The following is a 22,471-nucleotide window of genomic DNA, read 5'->3' as shown; positions in this document are numbered from 1 at the left end:
TCTGTTTCGTTGCGTGGATCACTCTTCCACGACAGCGACCGCCACGCGTAAGTTCGTCGTCAGCGTCAGATGTGTATAAGGGACGGACCCCGCCCCGCGCGGCTCGAGCCTCAGCGCTCGCGGGGGGTTCCGGCATCCCGTCCGACGACGATCCGCACGACCGCGTCGATCGCCGTCTCGAGTGGCCCCCGGCCCACCGTCAGCACCCAGACCGTGCACCCGACGATGAGACCGAGCGTGAGGGGACCGAAGAGGTCGAGCGCGCGGATGCCCCACAGATCCGACGTGTCGCCCAGCACCGTCAGCGCCACCACGGCCCACACGAGCAACTGCAGGACGTAGGCCGTCAGCGGCATCGAGCCGACCGCGCGGAGCGGAACCGCGAGCCAGCGCAGCGGGGTGCGGCACAGCAAGAGACAGAGGCCGATCACCATGATCGCGAAGCCGCCGGAACCGATGACCTCCCCGAGACCCGCCGAGTGGGGCTCGGCGGTCAGCACCGTCGACAGGTACGCATCGCGGGCCACCAGCGGAGAAGTCGTGAGGCTCAGACCGTAGCCCGCGAGCGTGAGGGCGGAGCCGGCCAACACGATCAACGCCTGCTCGGGCAGCAGCCGCAGATCGAGGCGCCCCAGCCCCATCCCGGCGAGCAGGAACGCGATCCAGACGGTGAAGGGATAGTGCCAGCCGAGGGCGGAGGCGAGCTCGTCGCCCCCGCGCCCCGCCCAGATCGGTGCCGCATCCAGCAGGGGCTGGATCCACGGCATCACCAGGGCGAGCGCCCCCGCCGTGAGGAAGAGACCGCGCGCGCGCATCCCGACGAACGGCAGCGACAGCGCGAAGAGCAGCGCGTACGCGGGAAGGATCACGTAGACGGGCACCCCGGTCAGGACGAGCAGGATGCCGATGGCCCAGAGCAACCCGCCCCGCAGCGCCAGCCGCGCGGACACGCGTGCGCGCCGGCCCCCCTCGACCGGCCGGGTGCCGCCGGTGACGAGGGAGATCGACAGGCCCGCGAGCACCGCGAACAGGATCGACGACCGCCCGTTCACCACGTCGAGCCAGGACGAGGGATCTCGCGGCACGAAGTCGTCGATGTCGAGCAGATGCGCGGCCAGCATGCCCACCACGGCGAGGCCGCGGGCGAGATCGACCCCGGCCAGCCGGCCCGGGCCGTCGAAGCGGGCCCAGAGCCGACGGGACCGGGAGGTCAGTTCTGGCGCAGAAGCCACACCAGCAGCGCCTTCTGGGCGTGGAGTCGGTTCTCGGCCTCGTCCCACACGACGCTCTGCGGGCCGTCGATGACCTCGGCATCGACCTCGTAGCCGCGATCGGCGGGCAGGCAGTGGATGAAGATCGCGTCGGCGTCGGCGCGGGTCATGAGCTCGCTCGTGACCTTGAAGCCGCCCAGGTCGCGGATGCGCGCGATCTTCTCCTCCTCTTTGCCCATCGAGACCCAGGTGTCGGTCACGATGACGTCGGCCCCGGATGCCGCGGCCTCGGGGTCGGCGCTGAGGGTGATGGATCCGCCGGTCTCGGCGGCGATCCGCTCGGCGTCCGCGATCACGTCGGCGCGGGGAGCGTAGTCCGCGGGAGCCGCGACGCGCACGTGCATGCCCGCGGTGACCCCGGCCAGCACGTAGGAGTGGGCCATGTTGCTCTGCCCGTCGCCGAAGAACGACAGCGTCAGCCCCTTCAGCTCGCCCTTGTGCTCGCGGATCGTGAGCAGGTCGGCGAGGAGCTGGCACGGGTGGAAGTCGTCGCTGAGCGCGTTGACGACCGGCACGCGCGTCCCCCGCGCCATCTCTTCGAGCCCCGCCTGCGCGTAGGTGCGCCAGACGATCGCGGCGACCTGGCGCTCGAGGACCCGAGCGGTGTCGGAGGGGGTCTCCTTGCCGCCCAGCTGACTGTTGGCCGTCGAGATGATCAGCGGCGAGCCACCGAGGTCGGCGATGCCGACGGCGAACGAGACGCGGGTGCGGGTCGAGGACTTGTCGAAGATCACCGCGACGGTCTGGGGGCCTTCGAGCGGCTTCTGCGCCCAGCGGTCCTTCTTCAGTTCGATCGCGAGGTCGAGGATCTCGGCCTGCTCGGCCGGGCTCAGGTCGTCGTCACGCAGCAGGTGGCGGGTCACGCGGGGGCTCCTTCGAGGATCAGGGCATCGGAGACGGTGGCGAGGGCAGCGCCGAACAGATCGAGGAACAGCGCGATCTCGGCATCGCCGATGGTGAGCGGCGGCGCGATGCGGATCGTGTCGTCGTTGGCCGCGTTGACGATCAGCCCGTGCTGCTGGGCCGCGGCGACCACGGCCTTCGCGACGGGACTGGTGAGCCCGATTCCCAGCAGCAGACCCCGCCCACGGACGCCCGCGACCAGGGAGGAGCCGAGCGCGGCGATACCGTCGCGCAGCTGGGTCTCGCGACGGGCGGCGTTCTCGACGAGACCGGAGGCCTCGATCTCTTCCAGGACCGCTCCCCCGACCGCGGTGCCCAGGGCGTTTCCGCCGAAGGTCGACCCGTGGGTGCCCGGGAAGAACAGGTCGCTCGCGGCACCGAAGGTGATGAGCGCTCCGATCGGGAAGCCTCCGCCGATGCCCTTGGCCACCGTGATGGCGTCGGGGACGATCCCGGCGTGCTGGAACCCGAACCACGCGCCGGTGCGGCCCGCGCCGGTCTGGATCTCGTCGATGATCAGCAGCGCGCCGTGACGCGCCGTGATCTCCCGTGCGGCCTGGAGGTAGCCCTCGGGCAATTCGACGACGCCGGCCTCGCCCTGAATGGGCTCGACGAGGAGCGCCGCGACCCGGTCGTCGACCGCGGCCTCGAGAGCCTCGATCGTGGCGTCGATGTGCTCGACACCCGGGACCATCGGCAGGAAATCGGCCTGGAGCGCGGGTTTGCCGGTCAGGGCGAGCGAGCCCATCGTGCGGCCGTGGAATCCGCCCTTGAGCGTCAGGATGCGCGTGCGATCGGTGCCGCGGCCGTGCAGGCGCGCGAGCTTGAACGCCGCTTCGTTGGCCTCGGCGCCCGAGTTGCCGAAGTACACCCGGCCCGACTCCCCCGTGCCCGCGAGGCGCTTGAGGCGCGCCGCGAGAGCGAGCTGGGGCGGGGTGGCGAAGTAGTTCGACACGTGCGCGAGCGTGGACGCCTGCGCGGTGATCGCCTCGACGAAGGTCGGGTGGGCGTGGCCGAGCGCGTTGACCGCGATGCCGGCGAGGAAGTCCAGGTACTTCGTGTCGTCGGCATCCCAGACGTATGCGCCCTCGCCGCGGACGAACAGCGCCATGCGGTCGCCGAAGCTGCGGACGAGGTCGCGTCCGGCGTCTTCCTGCCATTTCGTGTCCGCGGTCATGCGACCACCTCCGTTCCGATTCCCTTGCTGGTGAAGAGTTCGACGAGCACCGAGTGCGGCACGCGTCCGTCGATGATGGCCGCGGTGGGCACTCCCCCGTCGACGGCGTCGAGGCACGCCTGCATCTTCGGGATCATCCCGGATTCGAGACGCGGCACCATCGCGCGCAGCTCCGTCGAGGTCAGGTGCGACACGAGCGAGTCGCGGTTCGGCCAGTCGGCGTAGAGCCCGGGCACGTCGGTCAGGACGACGAGCTTCTTCGCGTTCAGAGCCACCGCGAGCGCCGCCGCCGCGGCATCCGCGTTCACGTTCAGCGACGTGCCGGGGTGGTCGAGGTCGGGTGCGATGCTCGAGACGATCGGCACGCGACCGGCGGCGAGATGGTCGAGCACCGGCTGCGGGTCGACGGTCACGACATCGCCGACGCGGCCCAGGTCATGCTCGACGCCGTCCACCACGACACCGCGGCGACGTCCGCCGAACAGGCCGGCGTCCTCTCCGCTGAGCCCGGTGGCGAGGGGGCCGTGGGCGTTGACCTTGGCCACGAGCTGCGGGTTGATCTGCCCCGTCAGGACCATGCGGACGACGCCGATCGCCTCGGTCGAGGTGACCCGGTACCCGCCGCGGAACTCGCTGGGGATGTCGAGACGGTCCAGCATCGACGAGATCTGCGGGCCGCCGCCGTGCACGACGACGGGCTTGACGCCCACGTAGCGGAGGTACGCGATGTCGGCGGCGAAGGCATCTTGCAGCTCGTCGCTCACCATGGCGTTCCCGCCGTATTTCACCACCACGACCTGGTCGCGGTACTTGCGCACCCAGGGCAGCGACTCGACGAGCGTGACCGCCCGCTCGCTGGCTTCGGCGGGGTCGGTGTCTTGGAGGTCGACGTGGGTCATGAGGAGTAGGCGCTGTTCTCGTGGACGTAATCTTGCGTCAGGTCGTTGGTGCGGATCGTGGCCGAAGCCTCCCCGACGCGCAGGTCGACGACGAGGTCGGTCGCCCGCGGGGTGAGGTCGACGTCCTCGCGGGGGCGGTCGGGACCGCCCGCGGTGCACACGCGTACGCCGTTCATCCACACGTCGACGTCGTAGGGGTCGAAGGCGGCGTCGGTCGTGCCGATGGCCGCGAGCACACGTCCCCAGTTGGGGTCGTTACCGAAGATCGCGGCCTTGAAGAGGTTGTTGCGGGCGATCGAGCGCCCCACCTCGACGGCGTCGTCCTCGCTCGCGGCGTTCACGACCTCGATGGTGATGTCGTGGCTGGCACCCTCGGCATCCCCCTGCAACTGGGAGGCGAGGTCGTCGCACACCGCGGTCAGAGCCGCCGTGAACTCGTCGGCGGGAACGCGGATGCCACTGGCCCCGCTGACCATCAGCGTGACCTGGTCGTTGGTCGACATGCAGCCGTCGGAGTCGAGGCGATCGAAGCTGACCCGCGTCGCGGCCCGGAGCGCGGCGTCGGCCGGGGCCGCGTCGAGGACCGCGTCGGTCGTCACGACGACGAGCATGGTCGCCAAGCCCGGTGCCAGCATCCCGGCGCCCTTCGCCATCGCGCCGATCGACCAGCCCTCTCCGACGTGCACGGCGCGCTTGGGCTTCGAGTCGGTGGTCATGATCGCCAGCGACGCGTCCTCGCCCCCCTCGGGCGACAGGGTCGCGATCCCCTCGTCCACGCCCGCGAGCACTTTCGCCCGGAAGACCTCGTCGCCCGTTCCGATGAGCCCCGTCGAGCACACGAGCACGTCGCCCGCGCCGACACCGAGCAACTTGGCCGCGCGCTCGGCGGTCTGGTGCGTGGTCTGGAAACCGAACGACCCCGTGAAGCAGTTCGCTCCGCCCGAGTTGAGCACGATCGCCTCGACGACGCCGTCCTTCACGACCTGCTCCGACCACAGGATCGGGTTGGCCTTCGCCCGGTTCGACGTGAAGACGGCCGCACCCACCTTGAGGGGACCGCGGTTGACCACGACGGCGACGTCGCGCGCGCCGGTCGACTTCAGGCCGACGGCGACTCCGGCCGCCTCGAATCCGGCGGGGACGGTCACGCTCACGGGGCGACTCCGTTCAGGGGAAGGGCGGTGGTCTCGGCGAGACCCGACGCGAGGTTCATGGACTGCACGGCGGCTCCGGCCGTGCCCTTGACGAGATTGTCGACGGCGGCGACCGCGACGACCCGGTTCGCCGCGCGATCGATCGCCAGACCGATCGAGGCGACGTTGGCTCCGAGCACATCGGCGGTCCGCGGGAAGACCCCGGCGGGAAGCAACTGGACGAAGGGTTCGTCGGCGTAGGCGTCCTCCCACGCGGCGCGGATCTCGGCATCCGTCGCCCCGTCGCGGATCGGTGCCGACGAGGTCGCGAGGATCCCCCGCGCCATCGGAACGAGAACCGGGGTGAACGAGATCCGGATGCCGTCGGCCGGGGCCCCGGCCGCGGCGAGCGCCTGCCGGATCTCGGGAATGTGACGGTGGGTCCCACCGACCGCGTACGGGTTGGCCGTGCCGAGGATCTCGCTCGCGAGGAGGTTGGTCTTCGCGGACTTCCCCGCCCCGCTGGGTCCGACGGCCAGCACCGAGACGATGTCGCCCGGGTCGATGACGCCCGCGGCCACCCCGGGCGCGAGCGAGAGCGACACGGTCGAGGCGTTGCATCCGGGGGCGGCGATGCGCGTCACGCCGCGGAGGTTCTCGCGCTGTTTGCCGCCCGCGACAGGGAGCTCCGGCACGCCGTACGCCCACGGCTCGGCGTGCGCTCCCCCGTAGAACGCCGCCCAGTCGTCCGACGAGGTGAGCCGGTGGTCGGCTCCGGCGTCGATCACGAGCGGGGTGTCTGCGAGCGCGTCGGTGTACTGCGCGGACTGGCCGTGCGGCAGCGCGAGGAAGACGACGTCGTGACCGGCCAGGATCTCGGGTGTCGTCGCCTGCAGCTCGAGGTGCGCGAGCGAGCGCAGGTGGGGTTGGTGGGCGAGAAGCGGCTGACCCGCGCTGGAGTGCGCGGTGACGGTGCGGATCTCGACATCGGGATGGTCGGCGAGGAGGCGGAGGATCTCGCCGCCCGCATAGCCGGAAGCGCCGGAGACGGCGACCGAGAGGGTCATGTATCTACCTTAGGAGTCGGGGCGGGTGCTGAAATTCAGCGCGTACCGGGGCGGCGACGCCCGCATGCCCGACAATCGGCGGACTACGAGGTCGCCGAGACTCGGCGTGCGACCCGACGTCGGCGCAGCGCAGCGGTGCTCACGGAGAGCTCCGAGCTGAACGCGGCGATCGACGACATCTGGCGAGGGTATCGGCCCGCCCGGCTCGGGGGCAAATCCCCCTTCGCGGGCCGGCGAGAAGGCCCGGCTGGGAAATCGTCCTGCAAATCCTGTCTTGTCCCCCATTTGGGGGACAAGAGGGCGGTATGCTTCAATCCTGCCCTCACCGCGGGTTGCTTCCGACTGCCCCCTTTATCCGCGGTGAGGGCAGTCCACGTCTGCACGGGGTGCTCGCCCGCCGGCGCACGTCTTCCGGAACACGTCTTCCGAGCACGCCCGCCGACGCACGTCTTCCGGCGCACGTCTTCCGGCGCACGAAGAGGGCGGGATGCCACGGCCTCCGCCGCGTGCACCCCGCCCCGTCGTGAGCTCGACGTCGTTCAGTCGCGGATCGCAGCCCCGAAACGCTCAGCGGCCACCGCGACGCCGGCGAGTTTGGCATCCGTCGCCTCCGCCGCCGTGAGGGTGCGGTCGTCGGCGCGGAAGCGCAGGGCGAACGTCAGGCTCTTCGTGCCCTCGGCGAGGCCGGAACCGCGGTAGTCGTCGACCAGGCGCGCTCCCTCGAGCAGCGGCGCGCCCCCCTCGAGCAGCGCCGCGCGCACCGCGCCGGCCGCGACCTCGAGCGGGACGACGAGCGACACGTCCTGCGTCGCCGCCGGGAAGCCCGAGAGCGAAGCGGCCACGGGGCGCGCCTGCGCGAGGTCGAGCATGGCGTCGAGGTCGAGTTCGGCCACGAGCACGCGGCCCGGCAGGTCGGCATCGGCCGAGACGGTGGGGAGCAGTTCGCCGACGTAGCCGATGTCCTGCCCACCGGAGAGCACGCGAGCCGTGCGGCCGGGGTGCAGGGCGGCACGCTGCGCCTGCACGAGCTCGATGTCCAGTCCTGCCGCGGCGGTCAGCACGCGCACCGCGTCGACCGCGTCGGCGAGATCGGCCGCGACGGCCGCCTGCCCGGGCTGCTTGGGCACGGTGTGGCCCGTCAGCAGCACCGCGACATGTCGGCGCTGCGGCGGGATCGAGGCATCCAGAGCCGTCAGGGTCGCGGCATCCGGTCGCACCGCCAGCGGCGGAACCGACGACGTGCCGTACTGCACGCCGGGCTTCGGCAGGAACACCGTGCCGACCTCGAACAGGGCGAGATCGACGATGCCGCGCGAGACGTTGCGGTGCGCGACCTGCAACATCGCCGGGATGAGCGAGCGACGCAGGAACGGCGCGAGACCGTCGAGCGGGTTGGCGAGCTTGACGCTCGGCAGCGTGTCACCCGAGGGCGAGCCGTGCAGGGCGTTCTGCTCCTCGGTGGTGAACGGGAACGACGGCGTCTCGACGAAGCCCGCCGCGGCGAGCGCGTTCGCGACCCGGCGGCGGCCCTGCTGGGCACGCGTCAGACCACGACCCGAGGGCGGGGTGGGCAGGACGGAGGGGATGCGGTCGTAGCCCTCGATACGCGCCACCTCTTCGGCGAGCGTCCACTTGTCGGAGAGGTCGTGACGCCACGACGGCGCCGTCACCGACCACCCGCCGTCGCGTTCGTCGAGCGTGCAGCCGATGAGACGCAGCGACGACACGATCTCGTCGTCGGTGTACTCGACACCGATCAGGCCCGGCACGAAACCCGCGGGAAGGGTGATCGGGTCACGGTGGTAGGGCGCGCCGAGCGCTCCCCCGAGCTCGGTGTCGAGCGTGCCGCCGGCGAGCTCCACCATCAGCGAGGCCACGCGCTCGGCGGCGACGTACGGCACGAGCGGGTCGACGCCGCGCTCGAACCGACGCGACGCCTCGGAGGGCAGCTTGTGCCGCCGCGCCGTACGGGCGATCGACACCTGATCGAAGGTCGCCGCTTCGATGAGCACGTTGCGGGTGGCGTCGCTCATCTCCGTAGGGCCGCCGCCCATCACGCCCGCGAGACCGATCGGCCCCGAGTCATCGGTGATCAGCAGGTCTTCGCCGCTGAGGGTGCGCACCTGTCCGTCGAGCGTCTCGAGCTTCTCGCCCTCTTCTGCGCGGCGCACGGTGATGCCGCCCTGCAGACGATCGAGGTCGTAGCCGTGAATCGGCTGGCCGAGCTCGAGCATGACGTAGTTCGTGATGTCGATCAGCACACCGAGCGAGCGGATGCCGGCGAGCGACAGCCGCGTGATCATCCACGGCGGCGTCGGGCGCGAGGGATCGACATCGCGGACGATCCGGGCGACGAACTCGCTCGCACCTTGGCGTCCGCGGATCGGCGCGCGGTCGTTCACCGCGAGCGGGAAGCCCTGGGGCGTCCGCGCGACGGCGCCCTCGTGGCCCGTGCCCGGGTCGCGGAATGCCGCTCCCGTCGCGTGGGAGTACTCGCGCGCGACGCCGCGCAGCGACAGCGCGTACCCGCGGTCGGGTGTGACGTTGATCTCGACGGCGATGTCGTCCAGACCCAGCAGCGCGATGGCATCCGTTCCCACCGGCGCGTCGATACCCAGGTCGACCAGACGCAGGATGCCGGAGTGCTCGCTGCCCAGGCCCAGCTCTTTCGCGGACGCGATCATGCCGTCGGACACGTGCCCGTAGGTCTTGCGTGCGGCGATCGGGAAGGGCCCGGGCAGCACCGATCCGGGCAGGGTCACGACGACCTTGTCGCCGGGGAAGAAGTTGCCGGCGCCGCAGACGATGCCGCGCACTCCCCCGTGTTCGTCGCCGACGTCGACCTGGCACCAGCGGATGGTCTTGCCGTTGGACTGCGGCTCGGGGGTGAACTCCTTCACTTCTCCGACCACGATGGGGCCTTCGAGCTCGAAGCGATGCACGTCTTCTTCTTCGAAGCCGACGGACACCAGGGCCGCGAGAACGTCGTCGGGCGTGGCCTCCGCGGGCACGTCGACGTACTCGCGCAGCCAGGAGAGCGGGACGCGCATCAGACCACCATTCCGAACTGTTCGCTGAAGCGGACATCGCCCTCGGCCATGTCGCGCATGTCTTGCACGTCGCTGCGGAACATGAGCGTGCGCTCGATGCCCATACCGAACGCGAAGCCCGAGTACTCCTCGGGGTCGATGCCGGCCGCCCGCAGGACGTTGGGGTTCACCATTCCGCAGCCGCCCCACTCGATCCAGCGCGCTCCGCCCTTGAAGGTCGGGTGCCACAGGTCGAGCTCGGCGCTCGGCTCGGTGAACGGGAAGAAGTTCGCGCGGAAGCGCGTCTTGGCCTCGGGTCCGAAGAGCACGCGCGCCGCGTGATCGAGGGTGCCCTTGAGGTGCGCCATCGTGATGCCCTTGTCGATCACGAGCCCCTCGAACTGCGTGAACACCGGCAGGTGCGTCGCGTCGAATTCGTCGGTGCGGTACACGCGGCCCGGGGAAAGAACGTAGATCGGGATCTCCCGCTCCAGCATCGACCGCATCTGCACCGGCGACGTCTGGGTACGCAGCACGAGGTGCCGCGCGACCGGATCGACGTAGAAGGTGTCCTGCATCGTGCGGGCAGGGTGATCGGGGTCAACGTTCAGCGCATCGAAGTTGAACCACTCGTGCTCGAGCTCGGGCCCTTCGGCGATCTCCCACCCCATTCCGACGAAGATGTCGGACACCTGCTCCTGCAGGAGGGAGATGGGATGCCGAGCCCCGACGCGCGCGCGCTGGGGCAGCGCCGTGACGTCGATGCGCTCGGCCTCGAGCTGAGCGGCCGTCTCGGCCTCGGCCAGTTCGGCCTCGCGGGCGGCGAGCGCCTGGTTGACCTGCCCTCGGGCCTGGCCGACGAGCTTGCCGAACGCGGCCTTCTGGTCGGGGGCGACGTGGCGCATCTGGGCGTTCAGTCGCGCGAGGGCGGACTGCTCACCGGTGTGAGCTGCGCGGGCGGCTTTCAGGTCGGCCGTGGTCGCGGCCGCGGCGATGGCCGCGAGGGCGGCATCGACGGCGGAGGCGACGGCCTCGGGGGTGATCTCGGGTGCGTCGGACACGAGATGAGAGTCTACCGAGGGGCGGGGACACTCCCCCGCCGCTCGGTAGGACTCCTCAGATTCCGCCGCCGCTCCCGGCGTTGTACTTCCCGAGACCGCGCTGCGCGACGATCAGCTCGGTGTCGGTCCCGCCCTGCTGCGGAGCCTGCACGGCGGCGGCCACCTGCGTGACACGCGGAGAACGCCGCAAGCGCTTCTCCACCAGGTTCGCCACGAACGACAGGATGAGGCAGAGCGCGATGTAGATGATGCCGACCACGATGGTCGCCGGGACGATCGGCGAGCCGACGCTCGGCTGCGCGCCGATGTACTTCGCGTAGAACAGCAGTTCCGGGTACGTGATGACGAAGCCGAGCGCGGTGTCCTTCAGCGTCACGACGAGCTGGGCGATGATGACGGGCATCATCGCGCGGACCGCCTGCGGGAGCAGGACCAGGCGCATCACCCCGGCCTTGCGCAGCCCGATCGCATAGCCGGCCTCGGCCTGTCCGCGCGGCAGGGACTCGACGCCGGCGCGGATGACCTCGGCCAGCACCGACCCGTTGTAGCAGACGAGCGCGATCACGACGGCCCAGTACGGCTCCATGCGGATGCCGATGACGGGGAAGCCGTAGTACAGCAGGAACATGAAGACGAGGACCGGGATCGCGCGGAAGACCTCGATGACGGCGGTGAACGGCCATCGGACCCATTTGTGGTCCGACAGGCGACCGATCGCGAGGACGAAGCCGAGCGTCAGAGCGCCGACGGCCGCGGCGGCGAAGGCGGCGAGAGTGGCCCCGGTCGCCTTGAGGATCTCGATCCAGACGTTCGTGTAGGTGAACGCCGACCACTTCTGCGCGGTGAACTGGCCGGTGTCGGCGAGCCTCCACACGAAGAAGCCGACGATCGCGAGCACGACGAGGATCGTCAGCACTCCCAGGATGCGATTGCGGACGATGGCCTTGGGGCCGGGGACGTCGTACAGGACGCTGCTCATCGGGCGACCCTCCATCGGTTCTCGAGCGTTCGCTGCAGCCAGGACAGCAGCAGGACGAGCGCGACGAAGACGACCATGATCCACAGGATGACGATGAACGCGTTCTCTCCGCGCTCACTGAGGTAGTTGCGCACCGAGCCGAGGTTCACGATCGAGAATCCGGCCGCGACGGTGGTGTTCTTCAGCAGGGCGATGAAAACGCTCACCATCGGGGGGATGACCGAGCGGAACGCCTGCGGGAGGACGATCAGTGACATGACCTGTCCGAAGGTCAGCCCCAGAGCTCGCGCCGCCTCGGCCTGACCGACGGGCACGGTGTTGACCCCCGAACGGATGGCTTCGGCGACATAGGTCGCGGTGTAGATGCCGAGGGCGCAGATGCCCAGCGTCAGCGAGACGTCGCCGGTGAGGCGCAGCCCCAGCAGCGGCGGCAGCGCGAACACGAACGCGAAGAACACGAGCGTGAGCGGCGTGTTGCGGATCGCGCTGACGTAGAACGTGCCGACGCCGCGGGCGATCGGCACCGGCGAGACGCGCATCGCGCCGACGACGATGCCGAGGACGAGCGCGAGCGCGCCGCCGGCGAAGAACAGCACGAGCGTGCCGACGAGCGCTTCGCTCCAGATGTCGAGGTTGTCGGTGATGACACCCATGCATGGTCCTGTCTTGATCGGGGGGGGTCGAGGGCGGCGGGCCGGTGAAGGCACGCCGCCCCCGAGGGATCACTCGTCGGCGGTCGGCTGCTCGCCCTTGATGCCGGCAGGAGCGAGGTTCTTCTCGAACAGGGCGGTCCAGACCTCACCACCGTCGTTGAAGAGGGTGTTGATGTGGTCCTTCAGGACGGTGTCGCCCTTGGGCAGGCCCACGCCGTAGCGCTCCTCGCTGAAGGTGTCGCCGGCGATCTTGAAGGCCTCGGGCTCCTGGGCGACGTAGCCGGCCAGGATCGCCTGGTCGGTGGTGACGGCGTCGACCGAACCCGCGCGCAACTGCTCGAGGCATTGCGTGTACGTGTCGTACTCGACGGTGTCGCCGGGCGAGTACTCGTCACGAATGCGCTGCAGCGGCGTCGAACCGGTCACCGAGCAGACGATCTTGCCCGCGAGGTCGTTCGGTCCCTTGATGTCCTCGTTGTCGGCGGCGACGAGCAGACCCTGGCCCGTGATGAGGTACGGGCCGGCGAAGTCGATCTGCGCCTTGCGCTTGTCGGTGATCGAGTACGTGCCGACGTAGTAGTCGATGTTCCCGTTGACCAGCTCCTGCTCGCGGTTGGCGGAGGGGATCGTCTTGTACTCGATCTTGTCGGCGTCGAAGCCGAGCGAGGCCGCGATCCACTGCGAGATCTCGACGTCGAACCCGCCGCGCTCACCGCTGATGGGGTCCTTGAAGCCGAGGCCGGGCTGGTCTTCCTTCACACCGACGACGACCTTGTCGGCCGAGACCATGCGGTCGTACGTGGGGCTGCCGTCGAGCGAGACGCCGGAGGCGACCTCCCAGAGCTGCGTCGAGTCGGAGCCGCCGCCGGACCCGGCGTCGGGGGCACCGGGGGTGCCGCTGTTGCAGGCCGTCAGGGCGAGGAGCCCTGCGGCGAGGATGCCGAGGCCGGTGAGAGTACGTGTTTTACGCATGTGCTGTCTCCTTGGTTACGTGTGCTGTGCGGATAAGGGTCGATGACGGCACGTTCGGGTCGGCCGGGGGGGTGACGCGAGGGGGCGAGCGAACCACCGTGTTCGTCGCCTTCTCAGATCAGTGCGTGATCAGCTTTGAGAGGAAGTCCTTGGCACGATCCGATTCCGGGTGCGTGAAGAACTGCTCGGGAGCGGCCTGCTCGACGATCTGGCCGTCGGCCATGAAGACCACACGGTTCGCCGCCTTGCGGGCGAAGCCCATCTCATGGGTGACGACGATCATGGTCATGCCGTCTTTGGCGAGACCGACCATCACGTCGAGCACCTCGTTGATCATCTCGGGGTCGAGGGCCGAGGTCGGCTCGTCGAACAGCATGACCTTGGGCTTCATCGCGAGAGCGCGGGCGATCGCCACGCGCTGCTGCTGACCACCCGAGAGCTGGGCAGGGAGCTTGTCGGCCTGGTGCCCGACGCCCACGCGCTCAAGCAACGCGCGCGCCTCTTTCTCGGCATCCGCCTTCTTGAGCTTGCGGACCTTGATCGGACCCAGCGTGACGTTCTCGAGGATCGTCAGATGCGCGAAGAGGTTGAACGACTGGAAGACCATGCCGACGTCGGCACGCAGTTCGGCCAGGCCCTTCCCCTCTTTGGGAAGCTCCTTGCCGTCGATCGTGATGGAGCCGCTCGTAATGGTCTCGAGACGGTTGATGGTGCGGCAGAGCGTCGACTTCCCGGAGCCGGACGGGCCGATGACGACCACGACCTCTCCGCGGTCGACGGTCAGGTTGATATCTGTGAGCGCCTGGAACTGGCCGTAGTGCTTCTGCACATCGGAGACGACGACAAGGGGCTCGGAGCCCGCCGGGGGAACGGATGCCATGCGTTCACCCTATGAGGATGTTGTGCAAGCGACCACATTCCGGCGCACGCCTTAACCGTTCTGTAACAGCAGATCTATCGCGCGCGCTGCGCGAAAGCCGTCTCGTAGAGGCACACGCTCGCCGCGGTGGCGAGGTTCAGCGACTCGGCGCGCCCGAAGATCGGCAGGCGCAACGAGAGGTCCGCGTGAGCGAGCGCCGTCTCGTCGAGCCCCCGCGCCTCGTTGCCGAAGAGCCACGCCGTCGGCTCGGAGAGAAGATCTCGGGATGCCAGGAAGTCATCGCCGTCGACATCGGCGGCGACCACGCGGAGTCCGGCTTCGTGCGCGCGGGCGACGACGTCGGCGAGCTCGAGATCGACGGCCACCGGAACGTGGAAGAGCGACCCTGTCGTCGAGCGGACGACCTTCGGGTTGTACGGGTCGACGGTTCGCCCCGTGAGGACGACCGCATCGGCGCCGGCCGCGTCAGCGGCGCGGATGATCGTGCCGAGATTGCCGGGATCCCGCACCTCCTCGCAGATCGCGATGAGGCGAGGACTGCCCGCGAGGACGTCCTTCAACGCGGACGGCGCCTGCCGGGCCACCGCGACGATGCCCTGCGGCGTGACCGTGTCAGCCATGGCATCCAGGACCGCTTCGGTCGTGTACTGCAGATCGACGCCGGCCTGCTCGGCGGCGTCGCGAACGTCGGTGTGCTTCTCGAGAGCCGTCGGCGTCGCGTAGAGCTCGAGAACGGTCTCCGGTGCCCACGCCAGAGCTTCGCGCGCGGCCTGCGGACCCTCGAGGAGGAACAGGCCGGTCTCTTGACGGGCGGCGCGTTTGCTGAGCTTGGCCACGGCGCGCACCCGCGGCGAACGGGGGTTCTCCAGCACGTGACCAGTGTATGGCGCTGAGGGCATGGAGCCGGGGATGCCGCGCACGAACGACGGAACGGGCGCCCTCCGAAGAGGACGCCCGTTCCGGGAGAAGTCGCGACTTACGCGGACTTCGGAGCGTTGACGTCGCTGGGCAGCGCCGCCTTCGCGGTCTGGACCAGCGAGGCGAACACGGCGGGCTCGTTCACGGCGAGCTCGGCGAGCATGCGACGGTCGACCTGCACACCCGCGAGGCCGAGGCCCTGGATGAAGCGGTTGTACGTGAGGCCGTTCTGACGGGATGCCGCGTTGATGCGCTGGATCCACAGACGACGGAAGTCGCCCTTGCGCTTGCGACGGTCGCGGTACGCGTAGACGAGGGAGTGGGTGACCTGCTCCTTGGCCTTGCGGTACAGGCGCGAACGCTGACCGCGGTAACCGGAGGCGCGCTCGAGGATGACGCGACGCTTCTTGTGGGCGTTTACGGCCCGCTTGACTCTAGCCATTTCTGTTTCTTCCTAACGTGCGTCGGCGCTCAGAGACCGAGGAGCTTCTTGGCGACCTTCGAGTCACCCTTGGCCAGGACCTGCTCCTGGTTCAGACGGCGGGTGCGCTTCGAGGCCTTGCCTTCGAGGTTGTGGCGCATGCCGGCCTGCTGCTTCATGAGCTTGCCGCTACCGGTCAGCTTGAAGCGCTTCTTGGCGCCCGAGTGGGTCTTCTGCTTCGGCATCTGTCTTCCTTCGTTGGGGTTCCCGACGGAGCGGGAGTCTGGGGAGCTTTACTCGGCGGGGGCCGAGGTGGGCGTTTCTTCCGAGGCCGCCTCACCGCGAGACGCGCTGCGCGCCGCCTCACGGTTCGCCGCGCGCTGCGCGTTCTGCTCGGTCTTGACCTCGGACTTGTTCTTGTGCGGGGCGACCACCATCACCATGTTGCGGCCGTCGATCGTGGGGTTCGACTCGACGGTGCCGAACTCGGCCACGTCTTCCGCGAACTTGCGGAGCAGGCGCACACCCTGCTCGGGGCGCGACTGCTCGCGACCGCGGAACAGGATCATGGCCTTCACCTTGTCGCCCGCCTGGAGGAATCCCTCGGCGCGCTTGAGCTTGGTGATGTAGTCGTGAGCCTCGATCTTCAGGCGGAACCGGACCTCTTTGAGGACGGTGTTGGCCTGGTTACGGCGCGTTTCCTTGGCCTTCTGAGCGGCCTCGTACTTGAACTTGCCGTAATCCATGATCTTGACCACGGGAGGCTTCGAGCTCGGCGCAACCTCGACCAGGTCGAGGTCCGCTTCCTGGGCCAGGCGCAGCGCAGCTTCGATTCGGACGATGCCGACCTGCTCGCCGTTGGGTCCGACGAGACGGACCTCCGGGACTCGGATGCGCTCGTTGGTGCGGGGATCGCTGATGCGGAACTCCTCTTGTGTGCGGGTGGTGGCCGCCGCGATTCGGTCAAATCGCGGGCGAAGAGGAGTACACACGCCACCCGGCACGGTGCTGTCAGCACCGGCTTCTGCACCCAGACGACCCCGTGCGAAACGGAGCGGAGTGCGGGAACCCGGTAGCCTGGAGCGGCAAGCGCGGGTGGGATGTGATCCTCTTTCGTACGGAGTGAGACACTCCGAAGCCCGCCATAGTCTAGCAGAGAGATTCACGTGGACACGATCCCCTCCGACCAGCCCGCCGACGACCGCCCCGCGCACCGCCACGGAGCCGAAGACGAGCGTCTCGCCCGCTGGGAGGAGCAGGAGCGCGCCGCCTCCTCCGCCACCCGCGACATCGCCGATGTGCCCGCCGTCGAGGTCATCACGACCGCCGCCGTGCACCTCATGAGCGCCGCGGCCGTGAAGACCGGACTGGCCGACGACCCGCAGCATCAGCTCGATCTCGACGAGGCCCGCAAGCTCATCAACGCCCTCGCCGGCCTCATCACCGCGGGAGCACCCGAGATCAGCGACATGCACGCACGATCGCTCCGCGACGGCTTGCGCTCCCTGCAGCTCGCCTTCCGCGAGGCCTCGACCATCCAGGACCCGATCGGCAAGGGGCCCGGCGAGAAGTGGACGGGTCCCGTCACGTAAAGCGCTCGTTCTGGGGTACCGGCTCCGGGCCTGTCATGAGAACAGGGGATGCCACGAGAACAGGACGATCGAGCGCGAAACGGCCTGTTGCCGTGGCATCCCCTGTTCTGGTGACGTCGAGCGAGAGAGCGATGCTCAGGCGTCGGTGCTGCGGTGCAGCTTCACCGTCAGGGAGTCGACGAGAACCGCGATGCGGTCGTCGGCCGACCATCGGCGCGCGAGGCGGGCGAGCACGGCATCCAATTCCTCCTGCTCCAGCCCCGACATCAGCTGGAGGTGCACCACCAGTTCGGGACCGCGCAGACGGCCGGTGGGGTCGCCGGACTCGACAGCGAGGTCGAGCACCGCGAGTTCACCGGAGATGCTCTCCTGCAGCCCGGTGAAGATCGTCGGCGACGTGTGCGCCGGCTCCCAGGGCTCGCCCTGCGCGATCGCCCAGACCGCGGGACGCCGGAGCACGAACTCCGTCTCGGACGCGGGGTCGATCACGACGAGTTCGGTGTCTTCGGATGCCGCGGCCAGCGCCGTGCGGCGCCCGTCGGCGGGTACCGGGCGCGCCGCGGCATCCCACGTCTGCAAAGCCGTCACCGACGTGAACACCGGCAGGACCTTGCGCCCGTCGGGGGCGGCCACCGTGACGATGGACAGCTCCTGCGTCTTGTCGACCTCGAGGCCGTGGGCGCCGATGCCGTGATCGCCCTTCTCCGCGACGAGGGGGATCAGCAGCCGGGCGTCACGGTAGGCGTCGACGACCGCGCGCGCATCGCCGGCACCCGAACGGAACGCGAGGAGCGCTGCGAGCAGGGCCGGGTCGGCGGAGCCGTCGTCGCCCGAGTGGGGATTGGGCTCGAAGCTGCGCCCCTCCCAGGGCACACCGGCCGAGTCCGCGCCGTGGTGGGCAGCGCCGCGGTGGGCGGAGCCATGCCCGCCGGAGCCGTGACCGCTCGGATCGTCAGTGTCCGGCGACATCCAGGGCCTCGGCCAGCGTGAACTGGCCCGCATAGAGCGCCTTGCCGACGATCGCACCCTCGACACCCAGGGGCACGAGTTCGCGCAGAGCCGCGATGTCGTCGAGGCTCGAGACACCGCCGGAGGCGACGATCGGCTTGGGGGTGCGCTGGGTCATCTCGCGCAGCAGCTCGATGTTGGGGCCGCGGAGCGTGCCGTCCTTCGTGACGTCGGTGACGACGTAGCGGCTGCATCCGGCGTCTTCGAGACGCTCGAGCACGGTCCACAGGTCGCCGCCGTCACGGGTCCAGCCGCGGGCGGCGAGCGTCGTGCCACGCACGTCGAGCCCGACCGCGATCGCCTCGCCGTAGCGGTTGATGACGTCGGCGGCCCACTCCGGGTTCTCGAGCGCCGCGGTGCCCAGGTTGATGCGGCTCGCGCCGCTCTCGAGAGCGGCCTCGAGCGAACGGTCGTCGCGGATGCCGCCGGAGAGCTCCACCTGCACGCCCTTGACCTGCTTGATGACCTTGCGCATCACGTTCGCGTTGCTGCCGCGGCCGAAGGCGGCATCCAGGTCCACGAGATGGATCCACTGGGCGCCCTGGCGGGCGAAGTCCGCCGCCGCGTCGACGGGATCGCCGTAGCTCGTCTCGGTGCCCGCCTCCCCCTGGGTCAGACGGACGGCCTTGCCGTCGGCGACATCGACCGCCGGAAGCAGCACAAGTTCGGGCGTGGACGCGAAATCGTTCATGGCTCCTCGGGCCCCTCGGCGCATCTCGCCGAGCCGGGGCACGAGGTCACACAGTAGTCGTGCGCAGCCCGTCGATCCAATTGGCCAGGAGTCGGATGCCGGCTTCGCCCGACTTCTCGGGATGGAACTGCGTCGCCGACAGCGGACCGTTCTCGACGGCCGCCAGGAACGGCGCCCCGTAGGTGCACCACGTCAGCACGGGCTCGGGGAACGGGGGCGTGACCTCGAGAGACCACTCCTGAGCCGCGTACGAGTGCACGAAGTAGAAGCGTTCGTTCTCGATCCCGTCGAACAGACGCGATCCGGATCCGGATGCCACGGTGTTCCACCCCATGTGCGGGAGCACCGGGGCTTCGAGCTCTGCGACGGTGCCCGGCCATTCGCCGAGCCCCTCCGTGTCGGCGCCCCGCTCGATACCGCGCTCGAACATCACCTGCATGCCCACGCAGATCCCGAGCACCGGGCGACCACCGGCGAGACGGCGATCGATGATCTCGCCTCCCCTGCTGTCGTTCAGGGCCCCCATCACCGCGCTGTACGCGCCGACACCGGGGACGAGCAGACCGTCGGCATCGAGCAACAAGGACCGGTCGGAGGTGAGGCGCGCGTCGGCACCGGCCTCGATGAGCGCCTTGACGGCCGAGTGGACGTTGCCCGAGCCGTAATCGAGGACCGCGACGACGGGTTGACGTGTCACAGGGCGCCCTTGGTGCTGGGGATGCCGTCGACGAGCGGGTCGAGGGCCTTGGCCTGGCGGAACGCCCGCGCGAGAGCCTTGTACTCGGCCTCGGCGATGTGGTGCGGGTCGCGCCCGCCGAGCACGCGAACGTGCACGGTCAAGCCGGCGTGGATCGAGATCGCCTCGAAGGAGTGGCGCACCAGCGAGCCGGTGAAGTGGCCACCGATGAGGTGGTGCTCGAACCCGGCCGGCTCCCCCGTGTGAACGAGGTAGGGACGCCCGCTGATGTCCACCACGGCCTGGGCGAGCGCCTCGTCGAGCGGCACGAGGGCGTCGCCGTAGCGCGCGATGCCCGACTTGTCGCCGAGCGCCTGACGAATGGCCTGGCCCAGCACGATCGAGGTGTCCTCGACCGTGTGGTGAGCATCGATGTGGGTGTCACCGGTCGCCCGTACCCGAAGGTCGGTCAGCGAGTGCTTCGCGAACGCCGTGAGCATGTGGTCGAAGAACGGGACCGTGGTCTGGATGTCACTCGCCCCGCGGCCATCGAGATCGAGCTCGAGCTCGATACGCGATTCACTCGTCTCGCGGGCGATCGAGGCGGTGCGGGGCGTGGCGGGGCCGGTCATGTTCGCGATCCTACCGAGGCGAGAGCGTCGAGGAACGCGGTGGTCTCGTCGGCGGTGCCCGCCGTCACGCGCAGGTGGTGCGCGATGCCGACGTCGCGGATCAGGACACCGCGGTCGTAGAGCGCCTGCCACGTCGCAGCGGGGTCGTCGACGCTGCCGAACAGGACGAAGTTCGTCCAGGACTCGTGCGCGGAGTATCCGAGGGCGGACACGGTCGCCGAGATGCGGTCGCGCTGCGCGACGATCTCGTCGACCATCGACAGCATCGTGTCGGCGTGGCGCAGCGCCGCCGTCGCCGCCGCCTGGGTGAGAGCGCTGAGGTGGTACGGCAGTCGCACGAGCCGCAGGGCGTCGACGAGGGCGGGGGCGGCGGCGAGGTAACCCACCCGCGCACCCGCGAACGCGAAGGCCTTGCTCATGGTGCGCGAGATGACGAGGCGAGGACGCCCGGGCAGCAGCGTGACCGCCGAGGGCTCGTCACGGGGGGCGAACTCCTGGTACGCCTCGTCGACGATGACGATGCCGTCGGTGGCGTTGTAGACCGCCTCGACCACATCCAGACGAAGAGGCGTCCCGGTGGGGTTGTTCGGCGCGCAGAGGAAGACGATGTCGGGACGTCGCTCGCGCACCTGCGTGGCGGCGAACTCGGGACTCAGGGTGAAGTCGTGCTCCCGCTCCCCCGCGATCCAGGCCGCGCCCGTCGCGCGCGTCAGGATCGGGTACATCGAGTAGGTCGGCGCGAAGCCCATCGCCGTCCGGCCGGGACCGCCGAAGGCTTGGAGGATGTGCTGCAGGACTTCGTTCGAGCCGTTCGCCGCCCAGATCTGCTCGGGGGCGAGACCGTGCCCGAGGTACCCGGCGAAGGCCTCGCGGAGCCCCGTGAACTCGCGATCGGGGTAGCGGTTGACGTCGCGCAGAACTCGAGCAACGGCATCGAGGATGTCGTCGGCAACCTCGGACGGAACGGGATGCGTGTTCTCGTTCACGTTCAGAGCCACCGGGAGGGCCGCCTGCGGGGCACCATAGGGGGTCATCCCCCGCAGGTCGTCACGAAGAGGCAGGTCATCGAGGCGCACAGTCACCCCACCAATGGTAGGCGGCTCGCGACCTCGCGCGTCGCGGAGACCGTCGACTCCGGACGAGGACGAAGCCCAGGCTCACGCGACGCATCTGAGCGAGGCCCCGGCCCAGCGCGCCCGGTCAGGGTGCCGCGAGGTACTCGGACGGAATGGCGATCCGCTGGCCGGCCGCGACCACGCCGCCATCGAGCGCGTTCAGGCGGGAGATCTCGGCGACCACGTCTCGCGGGTCCGCCTGGGGAGCGACGTCTTCGGCGATCGACCACAGGGTCTCGCCGCTCATGACGGTGATCTCGGCGAACGAACCACTCGGGACTCCCGCTTCAGCGGAGGCGAGGGCAGCGCCCCCGCCCACGATCGCGAGACCGAGGGCGACGACCACCGGCAGTGCGACGAGGAAAGCGATGACCCGGCGGCCACGTGCGGTCAGACGCAGGCGGGTGACGGGGGCGGGAGTGACGGACAAGCTGCTCATGATGTGCTCCTTGGTGGGGAGAGATTCGCACCCCGCCCTCGGCCGGGAGGGCGGGAGTGCGAATCTGTATTCCGAATCTATATTCGATACTTTTGAGTGTCAATACCGGCTGTGATCGGAGACGAATCGAACGCGACACGCGGGAGGCTCCCTGCCATTCGGGTCGTCCACCGGATACGGTTTCGACACGGAGACCTCATCACCAACCTCCGACATTCGAATTTCCGCCGCAGAATCCGCGGCGCGAGGGGAGCGCAGATGACCGACGCGACGACCGCCGCCGGCCGCGAACGACCGCAGACACGGCGACGCAAGAACCTCAGCGACAAGCAGCTCGCCATCCTCGAGGTCATCCAGCGATCCATCGCCCGTCACGGCTACCCGCCGAGCATGCGCGAGATCGGCGACGCCGTCGGACTCAAGTCGCTGTCGAGCGTCACCCACCAGCTGAATCAGCTCGAACTCAGCGGCTACCTGCGCCGCGACCCCGGGAAGACGCGCGCGATGGAGGTGCTGATCGACCTCCCCGGCGCCGCCGCCGAGAACCCGGCCGACACCGCCCCCGCCCTGGGCGACGCCGCCCTGGTGCCCCTGGTCGGGCGCATCGCCGCCGGCGTCCCCATCACGGCCGATCAGCAGGTGGAGGAGATCTTCCCCCTGCCCCGTCAGCTCGTCGGCAAGGGCGAGTTGTTCATGCTGAAGGTCTCGGGCGATTCGATGATCGACGCCGCCATCTGCGATGGCGACTGGGTGGTGGTGCGCTCGCAGGCGAACGCCGAGAACGGCGAGATCGTCGCCGCGATGCTCGACGGCGAAGCCACCGTGAAGACCTTCCGCCGCCGCGACGGACACACGTGGCTCCTGCCCCGCAACAGCGCGTTCGAGCCGATTCTCGGCGACGAGGCCGTGGTGCTGGGCCGCGTCGTGGCGGTGCTGCGCGCGGTCTGACGCCCGC

General features: G+C 69.6%; 24 protein-coding genes. 2 read left to right on the top strand and 22 right to left on the bottom strand.

Annotation, left to right across the window (positions count from 1 at the left end):
• Positions 1 to 110: 110 nt before the first annotated feature.
• The 16 genes from NS220_RS00295 to infC form a co-directional block, all read right to left on the bottom strand.
• On the bottom strand, positions 111 to 1,232 hold the full coding sequence (locus tag NS220_RS00295) for a heparan-alpha-glucosaminide N-acetyltransferase domain-containing protein (RefSeq protein ID WP_081322904.1): 1,122 nt from the start codon (positions 1,230 to 1,232) through the stop codon (positions 111 to 113).
• The gene (argF, locus tag NS220_RS00290; RefSeq protein WP_058622119.1) at positions 1,211 to 2,134 is read right to left on the bottom strand and encodes an ornithine carbamoyltransferase; all 924 of its coding nucleotides are present in this window, start codon (positions 2,132 to 2,134) and stop codon (positions 1,211 to 1,213) included. Before argF ends, NS220_RS00295 begins: the two co-directional genes overlap by 22 nt.
• Positions 2,131 to 3,351: an acetylornithine transaminase gene (locus NS220_RS00285; protein WP_058622118.1), complete on the bottom strand. Its 1,221-nt coding sequence runs from the start codon at positions 3,349 to 3,351 to the stop codon at positions 2,131 to 2,133. Before NS220_RS00285 ends, argF begins: the two co-directional genes overlap by 4 nt.
• The gene (gene argB, locus NS220_RS00280) at positions 3,348 to 4,250 is read right to left on the bottom strand and encodes an acetylglutamate kinase (RefSeq protein ID WP_058622117.1); all 903 of its coding nucleotides are present in this window, start codon (positions 4,248 to 4,250) and stop codon (positions 3,348 to 3,350) included. Before argB ends, NS220_RS00285 begins: the two co-directional genes overlap by 4 nt.
• Entirely contained in the window at positions 4,247 to 5,404 is a 1,158-nt protein-coding gene (gene argJ, locus NS220_RS00275; RefSeq protein ID WP_058622116.1) for a bifunctional glutamate N-acetyltransferase/amino-acid acetyltransferase ArgJ, read from the bottom strand. Before argJ ends, argB begins: the two co-directional genes overlap by 4 nt.
• Complete coding sequence (gene argC, locus NS220_RS00270) at positions 5,401 to 6,450, bottom strand: N-acetyl-gamma-glutamyl-phosphate reductase (RefSeq protein WP_058622115.1); 1,050 nt, start codon at positions 6,448 to 6,450, stop codon at positions 5,401 to 5,403. The genes argJ and argC overlap by 4 nt, the downstream gene beginning before the upstream one ends.
• Positions 6,451 to 6,989: 539 nt before the next feature.
• Positions 6,990 to 9,500: a phenylalanine--tRNA ligase subunit beta gene (gene pheT, locus NS220_RS00265; RefSeq protein WP_058622114.1), complete on the bottom strand. Its 2,511-nt coding sequence runs from the start codon at positions 9,498 to 9,500 to the stop codon at positions 6,990 to 6,992.
• Positions 9,500 to 10,540 carry a phenylalanine--tRNA ligase subunit alpha gene (gene pheS, locus NS220_RS00260; RefSeq protein ID WP_058622113.1) on the bottom strand — a complete coding sequence of 347 codons (1,041 nt, stop codon included), beginning with the start codon at positions 10,538 to 10,540 and terminating at the stop codon, positions 9,500 to 9,502. Before pheS ends, pheT begins: the two co-directional genes overlap by 1 nt.
• A 55-nt stretch (positions 10,541 to 10,595) precedes the next feature.
• Positions 10,596 to 11,519 carry an amino acid ABC transporter permease gene (locus NS220_RS00255; RefSeq protein WP_058622123.1) on the bottom strand — a complete coding sequence of 308 codons (924 nt, stop codon included), beginning with the start codon at positions 11,517 to 11,519 and terminating at the stop codon, positions 10,596 to 10,598.
• Positions 11,516 to 12,172, bottom strand: a complete 657-nt coding sequence (locus NS220_RS00250) for an amino acid ABC transporter permease (protein ID WP_058622112.1) — start codon at positions 12,170 to 12,172, stop codon at positions 11,516 to 11,518. The genes NS220_RS00255 and NS220_RS00250 overlap by 4 nt, the downstream gene beginning before the upstream one ends.
• A 69-nt stretch (positions 12,173 to 12,241) precedes the next feature.
• Entirely contained in the window at positions 12,242 to 13,144 is a 903-nt protein-coding gene (locus NS220_RS00245; RefSeq protein WP_058622111.1) for a glutamate ABC transporter substrate-binding protein, read from the bottom strand.
• Positions 13,145 to 13,262: 118 nt separating this feature from the next.
• Entirely contained in the window at positions 13,263 to 14,024 is a 762-nt protein-coding gene (locus NS220_RS00240; protein WP_058622110.1) for an amino acid ABC transporter ATP-binding protein, read from the bottom strand.
• Between the two features lie 74 nt (positions 14,025 to 14,098).
• Positions 14,099 to 14,896, bottom strand: a complete 798-nt coding sequence (locus tag NS220_RS00235) for a TrmH family RNA methyltransferase (protein ID WP_058622109.1) — start codon at positions 14,894 to 14,896, stop codon at positions 14,099 to 14,101.
• Positions 14,897 to 15,000: 104 nt separating this feature from the next.
• Positions 15,001 to 15,384, bottom strand: a complete 384-nt coding sequence (rplT, locus tag NS220_RS00230) for a 50S ribosomal protein L20 (RefSeq protein ID WP_058232312.1) — start codon at positions 15,382 to 15,384, stop codon at positions 15,001 to 15,003.
• Positions 15,385 to 15,413: 29 nt separating this feature from the next.
• Positions 15,414 to 15,608, bottom strand: a complete 195-nt coding sequence (rpmI, locus tag NS220_RS00225) for a 50S ribosomal protein L35 (protein ID WP_013583375.1) — start codon at positions 15,606 to 15,608, stop codon at positions 15,414 to 15,416.
• Positions 15,609 to 15,656: 48 nt separating this feature from the next.
• A complete protein-coding gene (infC, locus tag NS220_RS00220; protein ID WP_081322906.1) occupies positions 15,657 to 16,322 on the bottom strand; it encodes a translation initiation factor IF-3 in 666 nt (221 codons plus the stop codon).
• Positions 16,323 to 16,529: 207 nt separating this feature from the next.
• Here infC and NS220_RS00215 point away from each other — a divergent pair, with 207 nt between their 5' ends.
• Positions 16,530 to 16,955: a DUF1844 domain-containing protein gene (locus tag NS220_RS00215; protein WP_440589449.1), complete on the top strand. Its 426-nt coding sequence runs from the start codon at positions 16,530 to 16,532 to the stop codon at positions 16,953 to 16,955.
• 135 nt (positions 16,956 to 17,090) lie between these two features.
• Here NS220_RS00215 and NS220_RS00210 read toward each other — a convergent pair whose 3' ends face one another.
• The 6 genes from NS220_RS00210 to NS220_RS00185 all read right to left on the bottom strand — a co-directional run bounded on the left by NS220_RS00210 (position 17,091) and on the right by NS220_RS00185 (position 21,516).
• On the bottom strand, positions 17,091 to 17,924 hold the full coding sequence (locus tag NS220_RS00210; RefSeq protein ID WP_058622108.1) for an SseB family protein: 834 nt from the start codon (positions 17,922 to 17,924) through the stop codon (positions 17,091 to 17,093).
• Positions 17,908 to 18,654, bottom strand: a complete 747-nt coding sequence (priA, locus tag NS220_RS00205; RefSeq protein ID WP_013583379.1) for a bifunctional 1-(5-phosphoribosyl)-5-((5-phosphoribosylamino)methylideneamino)imidazole-4-carboxamide isomerase/phosphoribosylanthranilate isomerase PriA — start codon at positions 18,652 to 18,654, stop codon at positions 17,908 to 17,910. The genes NS220_RS00210 and priA overlap by 17 nt, the downstream gene beginning before the upstream one ends.
• 46 nt (positions 18,655 to 18,700) lie before the next feature.
• A complete protein-coding gene (gene hisH / locus NS220_RS00200) occupies positions 18,701 to 19,351 on the bottom strand; it encodes an imidazole glycerol phosphate synthase subunit HisH (RefSeq protein ID WP_058622107.1) in 651 nt (216 codons plus the stop codon).
• Positions 19,348 to 19,962 carry an imidazoleglycerol-phosphate dehydratase HisB gene (gene hisB, locus NS220_RS00195; protein WP_058622106.1) on the bottom strand — a complete coding sequence of 205 codons (615 nt, stop codon included), beginning with the start codon at positions 19,960 to 19,962 and terminating at the stop codon, positions 19,348 to 19,350. The genes hisH and hisB overlap by 4 nt, the downstream gene beginning before the upstream one ends.
• A complete protein-coding gene (locus NS220_RS00190; RefSeq protein WP_058622105.1) occupies positions 19,959 to 21,044 on the bottom strand; it encodes a histidinol-phosphate transaminase in 1,086 nt (361 codons plus the stop codon). Before NS220_RS00190 ends, hisB begins: the two co-directional genes overlap by 4 nt.
• A 118-nt stretch (positions 21,045 to 21,162) precedes the next feature.
• Entirely contained in the window at positions 21,163 to 21,516 is a 354-nt protein-coding gene (locus NS220_RS00185) for a LysM peptidoglycan-binding domain-containing protein (protein ID WP_058622104.1), read from the bottom strand.
• Between the two features lie 258 nt (positions 21,517 to 21,774).
• Between NS220_RS00185 and lexA the strand changes: the two genes are divergently transcribed.
• A complete protein-coding gene (gene lexA, locus NS220_RS00180) occupies positions 21,775 to 22,464 on the top strand; it encodes a transcriptional repressor LexA (RefSeq protein WP_058622103.1) in 690 nt (229 codons plus the stop codon).
• Positions 22,465 to 22,471 lie beyond the last annotated feature (7 nt).

The sequence above is a fragment of the Microbacterium testaceum genome (assembly GCF_001476655.1).
Classification (GTDB): Bacteria; Actinomycetota; Actinomycetes; order Actinomycetales; family Microbacteriaceae; genus Microbacterium; species Microbacterium testaceum_C.
The sequence above is the reverse complement of the archived record's forward strand: the minus strand, read 5'-3'. Positions and strand labels throughout refer to the sequence as shown.

Excerpts from the sequence above, each read along its gene's own strand:
- NS220_RS00245 (WP_058622111.1), bottom strand. The coding sequence starts at position 13,144 with ATGCGTAAAACACGTACTCTCACCGGCCTCGGCATCCTCGCCGCAGGG.
- NS220_RS00250 (WP_058622112.1), bottom strand. The coding sequence starts at position 12,172 with ATGGGTGTCATCACCGACAACCTCGACATCTGGAGCGAAGCGCTCGTC.
- NS220_RS00285 (WP_058622118.1), bottom strand. The coding sequence starts at position 3,351 with ATGACCGCGGACACGAAATGGCAGGAAGACGCCGGACGCGACCTCGTC.
- rpmI (WP_013583375.1), bottom strand. The coding sequence starts at position 15,608 with ATGCCGAAGCAGAAGACCCACTCGGGCGCCAAGAAGCGCTTCAAGCTG.
- NS220_RS00210 (WP_058622108.1), bottom strand. The coding sequence starts at position 17,924 with ATGTCGCCGGACACTGACGATCCGAGCGGTCACGGCTCCGGCGGGCAT.
- NS220_RS00240 (WP_058622110.1), bottom strand. The coding sequence starts at position 14,024 with ATGGCATCCGTTCCCCCGGCGGGCTCCGAGCCCCTTGTCGTCGTCTCC.
- NS220_RS00255 (WP_058622123.1), bottom strand. The coding sequence starts at position 11,519 with ATGAGCAGCGTCCTGTACGACGTCCCCGGCCCCAAGGCCATCGTCCGC.
- argB (WP_058622117.1), bottom strand. The coding sequence starts at position 4,250 with ATGACCCACGTCGACCTCCAAGACACCGACCCCGCCGAAGCCAGCGAG.
- pheT (WP_058622114.1), bottom strand. The coding sequence starts at position 9,500 with ATGCGCGTCCCGCTCTCCTGGCTGCGCGAGTACGTCGACGTGCCCGCG.
- argC (WP_058622115.1), bottom strand. The coding sequence starts at position 6,450 with ATGACCCTCTCGGTCGCCGTCTCCGGCGCTTCCGGCTATGCGGGCGGC.
- lexA (WP_058622103.1), top strand. The coding sequence starts at position 21,775 with ATGACCGACGCGACGACCGCCGCCGGCCGCGAACGACCGCAGACACGG.
- NS220_RS00185 (WP_058622104.1), bottom strand. The coding sequence starts at position 21,516 with ATGAGCAGCTTGTCCGTCACTCCCGCCCCCGTCACCCGCCTGCGTCTG.
- rplT (WP_058232312.1), bottom strand. The coding sequence starts at position 15,384 with ATGGCTAGAGTCAAGCGGGCCGTAAACGCCCACAAGAAGCGTCGCGTC.
- priA (WP_013583379.1), bottom strand. The coding sequence starts at position 18,654 with ATGAACGATTTCGCGTCCACGCCCGAACTTGTGCTGCTTCCGGCGGTC.
- hisB (WP_058622106.1), bottom strand. The coding sequence starts at position 19,962 with ATGACCGGCCCCGCCACGCCCCGCACCGCCTCGATCGCCCGCGAGACG.